The following is a 13,260-nucleotide window of genomic DNA, read 5'->3' as shown; positions in this document are numbered from 1 at the left end:
CAATTTACGTTATTTATTGCGTAAGTTTCAGAGTATAAACCTGATTACCATTGATTAATTTCACTAAATTATTTTCAATATTCATGACTTTCCACCCATCGATAGAGTCACCCACATTTAAAAATTTCAGCTCAGATAATGAGGTGAATTTTTTGGGACAAACGACTGCCCATAATTCACCTGAACGGTATTCAATACTTGATAATGTGTAGTTAAAATTATCTACTTTACTGACATTAATGTTTTTTTTAGTATTGTTTGGAGTAGTGTTTTTACTACCTGATAGCATTGTTGTGATTTTCTGAATGATTTGAGACTTAAACTCAGTAAAAGCGTTAGCAATATCATCTAATGTTATTTGTTGAGTTCGCTGAATATTTTTAATTGAATCAATATCAATTTCATTATTTTTCATACTTATTTCAATATTATCTAATCGACTATCAAGATTTTTATCATTAACAACCGTTTGCAATAATACAATGTCTTGTTCATTACGAGCTGAACGTAAATTCAGGTTGTCATAATCAATGGTCATTTTCTTTTGTTCTAATTCAACTGAATTAATTCGTTGCTCTAATACAGTAACGTTGTCCATTATGTTACTGACATTATTACTGACATTAACTTTATGACTGACTATAGTTTGATAATTACTGCTAATTCTTGAACTATTAGATAATGAGACAATCAACGAGATAATGGTAAACAAAAATAGCAATAAAATTACAACGCCGAAAATAATGATATTTTTTTTAGTTATCATAATTGATTGGTTAATATTGAGTTTACTCATGAACGTTTCCTTCGTTTTTAGTTTGCTGTGGTTCAACTAATTTCTTAGTATTTAACAATCCTGATTTTATTGACTTGGGCGGTAATTGGTAAGTTTCGGCTGTTTTCTGGTTATTATCTGCTTGCATTAATGTTGGTGTTACATCTGTTACACTAGGTTTTAAACTAATTTGATAACCCTCATTTAAGTCAAAACATACCATACGCTCAACATCATCAACGAGATGATGCCACGCTGGACCAGCCATAATTTGTAAAGCGTCACTTAATTTAACTGGTCCTATTTTGTAATGAATTTTGGGCAATTTTTTCTCATACAGAACATCTACCTTAGCATTGCTACACAATGTAAATCCCGATTGATTCAGAACATAATCCATACCGTCTTTGACGGTTAATGAGAGGTTTTTGGGAAGTGATGTATCAATAATTTGATCCAGTACATATTTTTGCGTTGGATCTTCAAGTTCAACTAACGTGTAGCGATCAGCCTGTACGGTTTGAGTAGTTTTTCCGTTGGGCATGGTATACCGTATAGGATTTTTGTTTTGCTCAATTGGTTCAGATTTATTTGCACACGCAGTTAGCGTAAGCAGTGGAAACATAGCCAATAGAAAAATTTTCATTACAATTACCTTAAATTGAGAAAGAGAAAGGTAAAATGCCAATGAATAACGGCTTAGTAAATAAACAAATCAATATTGAAAAAACCAAAAAACAAAAAAGCCACTCCAGAGTGACTTTTTTGTTTTTTAGTATAATAATAAATAAATAATTAATTAGGATTAAATATGACTCAATAGATAGTGTCAAAAACGCACTCTATTCCTCAAAATAATATTATGCAATTTTCTTATCTCATCCTCGGTTCGCTATATAGTTAGCTGAGTTGAACCGAAAAACAATGTTTGTCAAACTAAAACAAACTTGTTCTGGCACGCGTTAACGCACTAAAGGCTCCTGATTTTTTACCATTCAGTCATTGGTGTCGTTATTTTCAAATAATCAAGGTAAATACCGTTGTTTTCATATCCGTCATGTTTATCATCACAACGATATTTACCCTAATTATTCAATAATGATATAAGGAAGGAACAAGTACTACCTTGTTCCTTGTGGTTAAGTATGTCAATATTATTATGGTATAATCGACTCCGATATACACTAGGCCCTCTTTCCTTATGCATATGTTGCAACTTACACGGAGTTGTTACAAGCAGCCATATCAAGTTTATGGACTTTGGGTGCCTTAATTAATTCGGGTTAATGAAAAATTAATCTTGGCGAGTGGTTTGATTTTATGACCGCAAAATCAAGAAACACCGGAGTAGAGTCTAATGAGTCTAATTCTGGCATAATTTGAGTTGTATTTCAATATCTAACCAGTCTCAACCTGAACTCACTCTTTTTTTGCGGATTTTGTTGTAATTCGTTTCTTTTTATTACCAACATTAATGACTTGCTTACAATTTGGATAAGCAGAACACCCCAAAAATGTACCATGTTCATTTTTACGCTTAATCATAGACGCACCACATGAAGGACATTTTTTTGCGTCACTCGCTTGAGCTATATTCACAGTTTGTTTAGAAGCCTCATTAATAACGATCTGTATGTACTGACTTTGTTTATCCATGAATACATCAAGTGATTGCTGACCCAATTCAATTTCTTTTAGGGCTTGTTCCCACAGTGCTGTCATACCTGGGTGTTTTACAATATCAGGTAATGTATCAATTAGACTTTGACCAACTGGAGTTGAAACCAATACTTTTTTCTTGCGTTCAATATAACCTCGCTGTTCCAATGTTTTAATAATCGATGCACGTGTTGCTTCAGTTCCAAGACCAGCATTATCTTTAAGCAGTTTTTTGAGTTTAGGATCTTCAACAAATCGATTAATATTTATCATAGCATTAAGCAATGAACCATCAGTATAGGGTTTTGGCGGTGTTGTTTGTTTTTGTGAAATATCACCTTTAATGATTGTACATTGTTCTCCCTGAACCAATTTTGGTAAAGATTGTGAATTATCTGGCTCAACGTCACTTTCATTATCTATTGTTGCTTTAGTAAATAATTTTTTCCAGCCTAACGTAACCAGTTGTTCCCCCCTACTTTGTAAGTGTTCACCAGCACACTCAAACATTGCAACGGTTTTATTTACTTCATAAACTGGTAAAAACTGTGCTAAATAATAGCACCTGATAAGTTCATATACTTGTCGTTCCGTTTGATTTAATGTACCAATATTAAATGCTTGGGTAGTAGGGATAATACCGTGGTGAGCTGTGATCTTCTCATCATTCCATACTCTTGATTTAATTGTCATATCAAGCTCATTTATTGTATTAATAATTTCAGGATCTGAAGCTTTTAGCGTTGCCATGATCTGAGGCACTTCGTTTAACATAGCTATTTGTAAATAACCGCAATCAGTTCGAGGATAAGTTGTTACTTTATGTTTTTCATACAAGGCTTGTGCGGTATCAAGTGTTTGCTGTAATTCCATACCATACAATCGGCTACACTGTTTTTGTAGCTCATTTAGAGATAAACAAAGCGGTTGTTGTGACTTAATAAGCTTTGTTTCAACAGAAATAACCATTGCACTAGATTGCTGTTTCATTAACGTTAATTTTTGAGCAGCAATAGGTTGATTGATACATCGCCCATCTTCATCACATAGTGACTCATCGGGTTGCCAGTTAGCGATAAATGATTGTTGCTGTTTTGCTAACATTAACGATATTGTCCAAAATGGCTTCGGTACAAAATTTTTGATTTCTCTATCACGCATTACAATTAAATTTAATGTTGGTGTTTGCACCCGACCAACCGATAAGACTTTACCTGCAAAACCATTTTGTTTAGCTAATGTGGTATAAAGACGAGTAAAATTAATTCCTACCAGCCAATCTGCTTGAGAACGTCCGAGGCCCGACAAATACATTGGATAAGTTTTACTTGCTTCTTGAATATTGCTAACTGCTTTACGTAGCGCATCATTATTATTTGATGATGACCAAAGCCTTAACGTTCTACCTTGCCAATTAAATAGTTTAAGCAGCTCCCAGGCAATGGTTTCACCCTCACGGTCAATATCGGTTGCAATAACGACTTCTTGCGCTTTTTTTACCAATCCTTTAATCACATTGAACTGTTTTGACGTCGTTTTCTTAACAGACATTTTCCATGTTTGAGGAATAATGGGTAACACATTCCATGACTTATACTGTTCTCCATATTCCTCTGGCGGTGCTTGTTCAAGTAAATGACCCACACACCACGTTATTATTGTTTTTCCATCAGTGCTTTGATTAAAGCCATCTTTACGAACGGTTGTACCAATAATTGCATTTAAGCTAATTGCTTGACTGGGTTTTTCGCAAATAAATAATCGCATTATAATGATTCCTTTTTAATATAAATTTAAATAGATACAAAAATTTACATGAACAAATTAATTGGAATAAGCCTAACAAAACTAATAGAAGGCGAATAGCAACAAACCAACATTCATTTATTGAATTTAATTGAAATCACAGGAATTGATTTATGAGTATTTTTAAAATAAAAAATGAGTAGAATTTACCAATTTTAAAAATATTATTATTTAATTCTTGGAATAATAACGATGACTGGTTATGAATTGAAAATTTGGCAGCGTGGGTGCGGTTGGTGTCAAGAAATTGCATCAGAACAACTTGGTGTTACAAGAAAAACCTATGCTCAAAATATTACTATTAATGCTGTTTGCTGAAATTGTTCCATTTCTTATCCTATGAGTTATCCCCCGTGCCGGAGAACCGGCACTCAAATTATTTCCTATTCTGAATAGTGGTTATAGTAAATCATAATCTTCTCCTGCATATTATTTTATTTTTTTGCATCAATAAAAGGAATAGCTGTATTTGGCAGCATGGTTTGTGGTAACCTCCCATCCCAACGTTCAGCTTTAGTTAATTCAATCAACGCGGCATTTTGTTTTAATGCTTCAGTTTTAGCTAAAATAGCTTTTGATTCTGCTTCCCCTTTCAAAATCACAGCCTCAGCTGCAGCTTTAGCCTGAGCTAATGTGCTATCCGCAATGGCTTGTGCTTTTGTTACAGCAATTTCAGCACTAATTTTTTCTCGTTGTAAATTTTGTATCTGTGTTTGTACTTCTACCTCTGCTCTCATTCTATCTTCGACAGATTGTTCATAAGCTTTTGAATATGCTATTTTTTCAATTTGTACAGATTCAATGATAATAGGAAATTCTTTTAAAGATTCACGCAAGCTTTCCGTAACATCAATAACAAATTGTTCTCTTTTTTGCACAGCGTCAATAGCACTATATTTACCAAACACATTTTGAACCTGATTGGGCAATTGCCTTTCCAATGTATAAGAAATCAACTCCTCAATAGTTTTAAATGATAAATATACTTTCTCAGCTTCACCCGCAGGAATACGGAATGTTACTGATGCAACTACATTGGCAGCTTGTTGATCTTTGCTGTAACTAGATAGATTATTAAAATAAGACACATCTGTTCGGGTACTAATTCTGGTAACAGAATCGAAAAATGGCATTTTAAAGTATAATCCTGCATCAACAACTCTAGTTACTGCACCGTTTCTTAATTGAATGCCTTTCTCACCAGCATCTACTGTGTACCATCCGCCCCATAAAACGCACAATAAGAAAATAACAAATACGATTATGGAGCTAAATGTAGCCACTCGTTTTATATTAAAATCAATAAACTCATTATTTTTTACCATTTATTTTTCCTTTCTATTTTTTAAAATATAATTAATATTTTTTATAATCCTCGGCATTAACCCAATAAATATAAGAATTACCCATAAAAACAAAAAGATATAAAAAAATTTCATATAATCTCCACTCTATATCTGGAATTCAGAACGGAATGTCATCATCAAAGTCCATTAGTGGCTCATTATGTGGTGGTGGAGTAGGTTGTTGTGATGTGGTATTATTAGTGTTCTTACCCAAATTCTGCTGTGGAACATTATTATCCCCCCCACTATTACCATTACCTAGCATTTGTAATGTTCCCCGATCACTAACAATCACTTCATTTATATAACGGTCCTGACCTGACTGATCTTGCCATTTACGTGTTTGTAATCGACCTTCAATATAGACTTGTGAGCCTTTTCTCAGGTACTCCCCAGCAACTTCTGCCAATTTGCCGAAGATCACAACACGGTGCCACTCAGTTTTATCTCTTGATTCCCCGGTTTGTTTATCTTTCCATGTTTTAGAAGTCGCAATACTAATATTTGCTACAACTCCCCCATTAGGTAAACAACGAACTTCAGGATTTAGTCCCAAATTACCCACTAAAATTACTTTATTTATACCCCGATTTGCCATTTTTAACTCCTTAATTAGTCAAATATAAAAACTCTAAATTTTTAAAACTCTTACAACATTGCCTGATCCAATTCATCAATTTTTGGTAATGTATCACGGAATAATTGTCTCAATCGAACACATACAGTCATCTGAATGTTTAATGTCAATCGGTCAATTTCCAGTTCTCTGATAAATGATTTTTCAGTTTTACTCAAATTACTATGTTCCAACAATTCCAATATAAGCCGTTTCCCCTCAACTTCATTACGTTTAGGTTTTCCATTTTGGATCACTGTTTTTGATTGTTTCCACGTTAAATACACCGCTCCATTTTGAAGTCGTCTCTTTTTCAAATGAAATGGTAAATACTTAATTGGTAACTTATCTTTGGTATCATTAATTAATCGCAAACCAATTTTTTCCAACTGAGCAATATTGAACTCAATTTCTTGCATAAAGGTTTCATATTCCCTATTACCTTTAAAAGGCTTTAAAAGGCCTTTTAGGGAGGTTTTTTGTTTCACAAAAATATAATCACGGGGAGAGAGCGTGTCCGCATATTCTTCATGATAAAATTCATTCATTAAATGGTTCCCTCATTCATTTAATCAGTAGTGGCTAAAATTCTATCCCGATCCTTATCAGCATTTAAAATTGCTTCAGGTATAGGTCCAAATTGTTCAATTGCTTCACTCGCCAATGGTGTGTTTTCAACAAAATCTTTTCGTGTCACACCTACACGCTTGTATTTAGTTGTGTAAGTAATTAATGATCTGAGTGCATGTGCAATCACATTTTGTCTGTCTGATGCATCATTTCCTGTTATTAATGAGATATGTTTAGCTAACTGTACTTTTCGAATAAACAAATCAAACTCACAAAGTAAAAATACTAATTGATAGCCACTTGGCACATTAATAAAAAGATTTAAATCAATTGGCTTAACTGATGTAGCATTAGTTGCTTTGAAACCAGTGGGAACAGATTTCAGCACTTCATCAATACTACGATTTTCAACATCTAATAAATTTTTAATCTTTTCGATCTGTTGATAAAACTCAGTCAATCGAAGATCGGCATATGGATCATCAAGTCGTACTGCAATTTCAATAATTCTTAAATAGGAAATTGCTCTTGTCATACTTGGAATTTGATACTTATCATCAGTTTTTTTTCTGCCATGCCAAAGTTGAATCGCTGGAATGGTATGAAGTTCAATTCTAATATCACTTCGTAATACACCAACTTGATTATTTTCACTCTGTTGCATTTTGAAAACTCCTCTTGTCTTTGGCCACACTATAGCCGTTGTTTGTTTTTTAACCGCTGTTACCCCCCGTAACAGCGCCCATTTTTTAACCACTGTTACCCCCCGTAACAGCGCCCATTTTTTAACCACAACTAGATGGATGTTTTAACATGTTTTTCAGTGGACTAAATAATTCATCCAACCGTTCTTTACTTACTACTTGTTTTTCTTTCTTATGAACAGCTAGCTCATTAACCACAAATTGATTCATCATAGTATTACCTGATGATAATTTTTCTTGTCTACTATGATAGAATTCAAAGTTATATTCACCTTTAGCTGCTTTTTGAATATTTCTTACCAAATAGGCAGTCATATTTTTAATTTGAGTAATATCGCTGACTGAAATAGACTGACAGATTTTATTAAACATAGGGATCGCAATACCTGTTCGGGCAATTGTGTTAGTAATATCACGCATTCCTTTATCTGTGAGACGGGCTTTCAGGTTACTCGGTATGACTAATTGACTATCATCGCTAGTAGTACTACTACTATATATACTACTAGTACTACTAGGGGCATTGTAACTATCTGATTTTATAGGCGGTTCCTTTTTGGAACTAAGTTTATTTTTACTAAGTTTATTTTTGGAACTCAGCAAATTTTCTAAATGTCCAAGTAGTGAAGGGGCAATATCATCAATATTATGCGTGATAACCATTTCTGGTTTACCCTGATTCATTTGTAAGAAAAGATTGTTAGATTGTTTGCTATTTAAATACGCTTTAACCTGATTATAGGTTAATATAGCTAGTGATTGAGATATGTTTTTTTTGCTCATCAATGACGTTAATATATGTGTAACGCTTTCATCATTTTGCGTAATAATATCTATAAGCTCTAATTTAGTATTGTGAAGCATATAAACATTACCGACTACCTGACCGTTATCACCACGAATTACTTTAAAAGAAAGCCAGCCTGATAACACTAACCGTGATAATATTTCTCTCACTGTTTTACGAGATAACAAGCCGCCAAGATTTCCCCATAGTTTTTGTAAGCGGTCATAGGTTGGAAAATAATTGCGGTTTTGTTGTAGCTCAATATAAAGTCTTTGCCAGGCATATTTATCAACGGAGGTGATACTATCATCAAGTAATAAATCCCGTGGAAACGAATCGAATTGTTGCCCCATAAACAACACAGCTATTGGCTCATCAGTTGACGAGCTGATTTCTCTTTGTTTAATCAAAGCCAGACTTAATGCTTTAAGTTTAATATCCTTTTGCTCTGCCAACATTTCTATATCTCTATTGCTCATTCTTTTTTAAATTAATTAATGGCTCAAGTTCGTTAATTACCGATGTTAATGTCAAGGGATCGGGTTCATCACTGAGCATTGAAACATGCTGAGTAATATCCATGTAAGCAAGTAAACGGTTTTCATCATTAAACTGTTCAATTTTGGGATTGTCGGCTTTTTGTGCTTCCCATTTTTGCCAGATGATGATTTTCTCATTCTCATTGGGTTTTCGTAGCCGACCTTTCGACGTAGTTAAATCTTTTAGCTTACGAGAACAACTAATATCAGCAGTAGACAGACCAAAGTAACTATTTAAAGTTTCAATAGAAGCACCGAGTGAAATCGCTTTATCAATAATACGGATACGCTCTTCATATTCCCCTGCTCTAGCTAAAATAACATCAAACATCTGAGTATTAATGCTCACATTAATCAATAGCACCTGTGAATTAGCAATATGTACTATTTGTGAATAGCTTAAATCTTTCATACGCTGTAATTGCTCGGTAGTAAATCCCATTTCAATCAGCGATTGGATTTTCCCATGATTAATGCAGTTATGAACCATATGTAAAATAGCTAAATTCAGGTTACTATTTTTGTTAATCATATTGTTCATCCTTCATAAATTGCTGTAAAAGTTGGTCATAAACACGTTTTAGTCGAATAATTCTTAAAAACTTAATGACCACAAAATCACTAAACTCAGTAATTAAGTACTTTAAATTTATAGGATTACTTTCAATTTCATCAGTTAAAATAGCCACCAGAATTCGGTAGGCTGTTCGTTTAACTAAATCCGTATCATCTTCATCTGTAAGTGGGTTAAACCCAATAACCGTTTTTCTCTGTTCTCTATCAATAGAAAAAGGAGCCATTGTTTGATTATCTATACGAAGCTCTCTTAAAATATCGAACACATGACCGGCAATATCACTGAAAATATACTCATGAGTAGTCATATTTTCTGTCAGTTTCCAGACATCTAATATTGGCATTTTTTCACTATCGCCAAAGGTGTTTAAATTGGCCGTTAAGCTGAAATTTTTCGGGAACATCTTGGTAAAATCGGTATTTTTAGTGTACTCACTGATAACTGTTTGTATATCAACACCATTTTTAGCGATGATCTCTCCACTTGGTGAGATGGTATACGACAATTGGGAATCATCATTATTACGCTCAGCATTGAAAGTAGGTAAAGATGAGGAGCTTAGAGACGGATCATTAATAGTATTAACAAACTCTGATGACTGAGATCCTGAATTAATCGATGGCATTGCCGATTCATCACGTTTTGGTTTCTGTATCGCTACTACATGTTCGACTTTAGGTGGAATAGTAATCTGTGGTTTTACATCAATTGGCGGTAATGGTTTGCCTTTTTGAGTTTTTTCTTGCAGTTGAAATTCAAATACATTGTATTGAATGCCTAATTCTCTAGAAAAATAACCAAATATTTCATCTTGCAAAAGGTCATAATTAAATAGCTCTGGTTCTAAATCAAAACCACTTAGCACTAAATTAAACCCTTCAATAAAAGGAGTATCACTCTCAAATTTGCCAGATCGGTGATATAAATCTTCACATACGTTTCTTAGCGTTAAAATTTTTTCAACCAGATTTCGACTTAATCCTAATTTAAGAATTTCTGGAATATAAGGATAGAGATATTCCATCGTATTCAGCATTTTACTTAATAAAACATGAGAGATAGGATAACCATCCAGTTTCAAACGTTCGCTAAGTTCTCTTGAAGATAACGTTTTTCCAAGTTCGCTTTCATACAGTGTTTTACTTTTGGTGATACCGATTGCTTTTTCAATAAAAGTATAATCATCACGCAGCCCATTTTCAGTTAAGTGACCTATAATGGATTTAAGCTCCCCTTTCCACGGACGAAATAGACAATTAATAGTATAGAATTTTTTATCACCTGTTTCTTCATACAGTTCTTTTAAAATTTGTAATCGTGTATTTCCCCCATCTGAAATTACATACCCTTCCTCTCCTGGCATTTTTGTAATAGCAGGAGCATGATCGAGCCCTTTTTTTCGAATAGATTCTTTAATATCTTCATATGATTCATTTTTTTTAAAGCGTGGTAATACCTGGCTAGGTCTTAATTCGTCAAGATTTACTCGCATAGGCATTTCATTCAATGTAATTTTAGTGGTTGCCCTATCACCATCAGGGAAACCTGTAGACATACGTTCACGCATAACATCAACTGATGATTTTTGTTCTACCATAATATTAATATTTTCCTTAAACTAAATTTTGATAATGCATGTATGGCCCATCAAATTTGACTGCTACTTTACCTGTAGCAGCATTACGAGCTTTGGCCACAATTAATTCACCAGTTCCTTTAGCTTCACTGTTTTCGTTATAGACTTCATCCCGATATAACAATATTACTGTTGTCGCATCTTGCTCTAAACTGCTAGATTCTTTCAAATCAGACAAAAGAGGATGTTTATCAGAACGAGATTCAACCGATCGGTTTAATTGTGAAAGCAGAACTAAGGGAATATTGAAATCTTTACAATGAATTTTTAGCTGTCTACTAATATTACTTACTTCAACAGCACGATTTTCATTGTTTTTTTCACCTGATGACATTAACTGCACATAATCAACTGCAACAAATGTTGGTTGACCATATAAGCGTGTATAACGCTGAACTTTTCGTCTAAAAATGCTGGGTGTTAAATACGCATTATCATCAATAATCAGAATATTTTTTAATTTCAATAAAATTGCAATCGCATCAGAAATTTTTCCGTAATCACTATCATCCAGATTTTTATTCTTTATATCGATAAATGGTACATGAGATAATGCTGATAATAATCGCAACATCAACGATTGTGCATCCATTTCTAGACTAAAAACAAAAATAGGTTGTATCTGTAAATTAGGATTATTATTAAGAGCTACTATGTGATTGTAAATCAATGAAATAAGAAATGCTGTTTTCCCCATAGACGGTCTTGCTGCAATAATCGTAATTTCTTTGGGTTCTAACCCACCTATTTTAGAATCTAAATTCTTAAAACCAGTCGAAATAAATGGAGAGTGTTCAGTTTCCAAAAATGTCATAACATTATTCAACATTGCTGGTATAAGTTGCTCATCTTGATTATCTACAGCATGTCCCAGTTGAAAAAGCTCGGATTCAGTTTGTGCTATAATCTGATTGCTGCTGTCTGAATTACTAAATGACGCTTTTGTGAGATTTTTTATCAATGTTTTTGCAATATTATTGGCATGGCGAGCTTTTGTATAATTACGTAAAATTGATGCGTAGTGTTTAAAATTCGTTACTCTTGGTGTATCTCTACTCAACTCTGCTAAATATGCTAAACCACCACAGTTTTTTAGTTGTTCTTCGGAAAGAGCTTGAGATACAGTCAGAATATCAGCATGCTTACCCGCTTGAATTAAAGAAACTATGGAATTAAAAATCAATTTGTGCTGCGGTATATAAAAATCATCTATTTTTATTTCAAATGTATCATCAATACAACTATTATCGATTAATAATGCACCCAGTACTGATCGCTCAGTATCATTAGAATAAAATTGCTTATTCATATAATCACCTTATTATTTTGTAAGCAGGAATAAAAATGATTAATGAGTAATTTCGGTTTTCATAAATGCATCAAATTGTGACTGGTACATAGGTAACAGGTGTTGACACAAATAGTAAATATCATCTTTGGTACTTTGAGCTTGAGCTTTTGTTATTTTGTACGGATGTGCTACTTTATTTGTTGGTTCGGTATAATGTTGAAATGCTGCAATACCGAGGGATGCGGCAACTTTGTAACTATTTTTCTTTTTAATATCTTTATCTAAAACAGTAATTTTAAAGGGTAATGGTGGCAGAGATTTGATTTGTTGATTAAAAAGTTCTTTTATACGACGGCAATCATTATTTTCTTCTACTCGATTAAAAAACGTATAAACAGGAGGTAATTCTATTCCGTAATCAGTGAAGGGAATCAAACTTCTAAACAAATTAGAAATAGTTCCCCGTAGATATTCTCGAACGCCTGGCATGGAAGGATCTAGCGGAGATAAAACCACATCAGAAGCAAGTACTGCCATGTTAACAGTTGGATCAATTGTTCCAACCGTATCAATGACTATCACATCATACTCATTTTTGAGAAGTTTTAAGCATGATTTTAGACGGATAATACCATCGGCCGACGCGTTTAGATGAGAAACGATTTCTTGCCTAACACTGTTTGATGACATAACATCTAATTTTTTTGTTGTTGTCGCAGATATTAGTTTATTTAAATCTGTTTCATGCATTATAAGGAATTCATAAACCCCGAACGGAGCTTCTTTCTGCAGTGGAAAATATGAACAGGCGGTAGGTTGCTCTAGGTCGAAATCCAATAATAGAGTTTTTAACCCAGAATGAGCTATAAAAGCAGCAATATTAACTGCTGTAGTAGATTTGGTAGAACCGCCTTTAGTATCGGCTATAGTGATCACAGTTGCATTTTTTTTCAT

13 protein-coding genes are annotated in these 13,260 nt (G+C 33.6%); 1 reads left to right on the top strand and 12 read right to left on the bottom strand.

Annotated elements, in window-relative coordinates:
* Window positions 1-13 precede the first annotated feature (13 nt).
* From A9G48_RS04755 to A9G48_RS04745, 3 genes are all read right to left on the bottom strand, one after another.
* Window positions 14-796, bottom strand: a complete 783-nt coding sequence (locus tag A9G48_RS04755; protein WP_065575843.1) for a hypothetical protein — start codon at window positions 794-796, stop codon at window positions 14-16.
* Window positions 789-1,421, bottom strand: a complete 633-nt coding sequence (pilL2, locus tag A9G48_RS04750) for a PFGI-1 class ICE element type IV pilus protein PilL2 (RefSeq protein ID WP_065575842.1) — start codon at window positions 1,419-1,421, stop codon at window positions 789-791. Before pilL2 ends, A9G48_RS04755 begins: the two co-directional genes overlap by 8 nt.
* 773 nt (window positions 1,422-2,194) lie before the next feature.
* Window positions 2,195-4,201: a DNA topoisomerase III gene (locus tag A9G48_RS04745; protein WP_065575841.1), complete on the bottom strand. Its 2,007-nt coding sequence runs from the start codon at window positions 4,199-4,201 to the stop codon at window positions 2,195-2,197.
* A gap of 231 nt (window positions 4,202-4,432) precedes the next feature.
* Here A9G48_RS04745 and A9G48_RS11940 point away from each other — a divergent pair, with 231 nt between their 5' ends.
* Complete coding sequence (locus A9G48_RS11940; RefSeq protein WP_255309146.1) at window positions 4,433-4,558, top strand: hypothetical protein; 126 nt, start codon at window positions 4,433-4,435, stop codon at window positions 4,556-4,558.
* A 116-nt stretch (window positions 4,559-4,674) separates the two neighbouring features.
* On the opposite strand, the gene A9G48_RS04740 is transcribed toward A9G48_RS11940, so the two are convergent.
* The 9 genes from A9G48_RS04740 to A9G48_RS04700 all read right to left on the bottom strand — a co-directional run bounded on the left by A9G48_RS04740 (window position 4,675) and on the right by A9G48_RS04700 (window position 13,260).
* A complete protein-coding gene (locus A9G48_RS04740; protein WP_065575840.1) occupies window positions 4,675-5,565 on the bottom strand; it encodes a prohibitin family protein in 891 nt (296 codons plus the stop codon).
* A 139-nt stretch (window positions 5,566-5,704) separates the two neighbouring features.
* A complete protein-coding gene (gene ssb / locus A9G48_RS04735) occupies window positions 5,705-6,184 on the bottom strand; it encodes a single-stranded DNA-binding protein (protein WP_065575839.1) in 480 nt (159 codons plus the stop codon).
* Window positions 6,185-6,234: 50 nt separating this feature from the next.
* Complete coding sequence (locus A9G48_RS04730; protein ID WP_065575838.1) at window positions 6,235-6,750, bottom strand: DUF3158 family protein; 516 nt, start codon at window positions 6,748-6,750, stop codon at window positions 6,235-6,237.
* A gap of 20 nt (window positions 6,751-6,770) precedes the next feature.
* Window positions 6,771-7,436: a PFL_4669 family integrating conjugative element protein gene (locus A9G48_RS04725; protein ID WP_218057805.1), complete on the bottom strand. Its 666-nt coding sequence runs from the start codon at window positions 7,434-7,436 to the stop codon at window positions 6,771-6,773.
* A 121-nt stretch (window positions 7,437-7,557) separates the two neighbouring features.
* The gene (locus A9G48_RS04720) at window positions 7,558-8,721 is read right to left on the bottom strand and encodes a hypothetical protein (protein ID WP_065575836.1); all 1,164 of its coding nucleotides are present in this window, start codon (window positions 8,719-8,721) and stop codon (window positions 7,558-7,560) included.
* Between the two features lie 10 nt (window positions 8,722-8,731).
* On the bottom strand, window positions 8,732-9,334 hold the full coding sequence (locus A9G48_RS04715) for an STY4526/YPO1902 family pathogenicity island replication protein (RefSeq protein ID WP_065575835.1): 603 nt from the start codon (window positions 9,332-9,334) through the stop codon (window positions 8,732-8,734).
* Window positions 9,327-10,976 (bottom strand): ParB family protein, encoded by a 1,650-nt coding sequence (locus tag A9G48_RS04710; protein WP_065575834.1) that lies wholly within the window; start codon window positions 10,974-10,976, stop codon window positions 9,327-9,329. Before A9G48_RS04710 ends, A9G48_RS04715 begins: the two co-directional genes overlap by 8 nt.
* Before the next feature lie 16 nt (window positions 10,977-10,992).
* Window positions 10,993-12,324: a replicative DNA helicase gene (locus A9G48_RS04705; protein ID WP_065575833.1), complete on the bottom strand. Its 1,332-nt coding sequence runs from the start codon at window positions 12,322-12,324 to the stop codon at window positions 10,993-10,995.
* 39 nt (window positions 12,325-12,363) lie between these two features.
* Entirely contained in the window at window positions 12,364-13,260 is an 897-nt protein-coding gene (locus A9G48_RS04700; protein WP_065575832.1) for a ParA family protein, read from the bottom strand.

Origin of the sequence: Gilliamella sp. wkB18 (assembly GCF_001690875.1) — a bacterium.
Taxonomy (GTDB): domain Bacteria; phylum Pseudomonadota; class Gammaproteobacteria; order Enterobacterales; family Orbaceae; genus Gilliamella; species Gilliamella apicola_A.
Note: the sequence above shows the minus strand (reverse complement) of the source record. Positions and strands in the feature narration are given on the sequence as shown.

What these genes read in the sequence shown, in the direction of transcription:
- A9G48_RS04720 (WP_065575836.1), bottom strand. Translation starts at nt 8,721, where the DNA reads ATGTTGGCAGAGCAAAAGGATATTAAACTTAAAGCATTAAGTCTGGCT.
- A9G48_RS04710 (WP_065575834.1), bottom strand. Translation starts at nt 10,976, where the DNA reads ATGGTAGAACAAAAATCATCAGTTGATGTTATGCGTGAACGTATGTCT.
- A9G48_RS04715 (WP_065575835.1), bottom strand. Translation starts at nt 9,334, where the DNA reads ATGATTAACAAAAATAGTAACCTGAATTTAGCTATTTTACATATGGTT.
- A9G48_RS11940 (WP_255309146.1), top strand. Translation starts at nt 4,433, where the DNA reads ATGACTGGTTATGAATTGAAAATTTGGCAGCGTGGGTGCGGTTGGTGT.
- ssb (WP_065575839.1), bottom strand. Translation starts at nt 6,184, where the DNA reads ATGGCAAATCGGGGTATAAATAAAGTAATTTTAGTGGGTAATTTGGGA.
- A9G48_RS04745 (WP_065575841.1), bottom strand. Translation starts at nt 4,201, where the DNA reads ATGCGATTATTTATTTGCGAAAAACCCAGTCAAGCAATTAGCTTAAAT.
- A9G48_RS04730 (WP_065575838.1), bottom strand. Translation starts at nt 6,750, where the DNA reads ATGAATGAATTTTATCATGAAGAATATGCGGACACGCTCTCTCCCCGT.
- pilL2 (WP_065575842.1), bottom strand. Translation starts at nt 1,421, where the DNA reads ATGAAAATTTTTCTATTGGCTATGTTTCCACTGCTTACGCTAACTGCG.
- A9G48_RS04700 (WP_065575832.1), bottom strand. Translation starts at nt 13,260, where the DNA reads ATGAAAAAAAATGCAACTGTGATCACTATAGCCGATACTAAAGGCGGT.
- A9G48_RS04755 (WP_065575843.1), bottom strand. Translation starts at nt 796, where the DNA reads ATGAGTAAACTCAATATTAACCAATCAATTATGATAACTAAAAAAAAT.
- A9G48_RS04705 (WP_065575833.1), bottom strand. Translation starts at nt 12,324, where the DNA reads ATGAATAAGCAATTTTATTCTAATGATACTGAGCGATCAGTACTGGGT.
- A9G48_RS04725 (WP_218057805.1), bottom strand. Translation starts at nt 7,436, where the DNA reads ATGCAACAGAGTGAAAATAATCAAGTTGGTGTATTACGAAGTGATATT.
- A9G48_RS04740 (WP_065575840.1), bottom strand. Translation starts at nt 5,565, where the DNA reads ATGGTAAAAAATAATGAGTTTATTGATTTTAATATAAAACGAGTGGCT.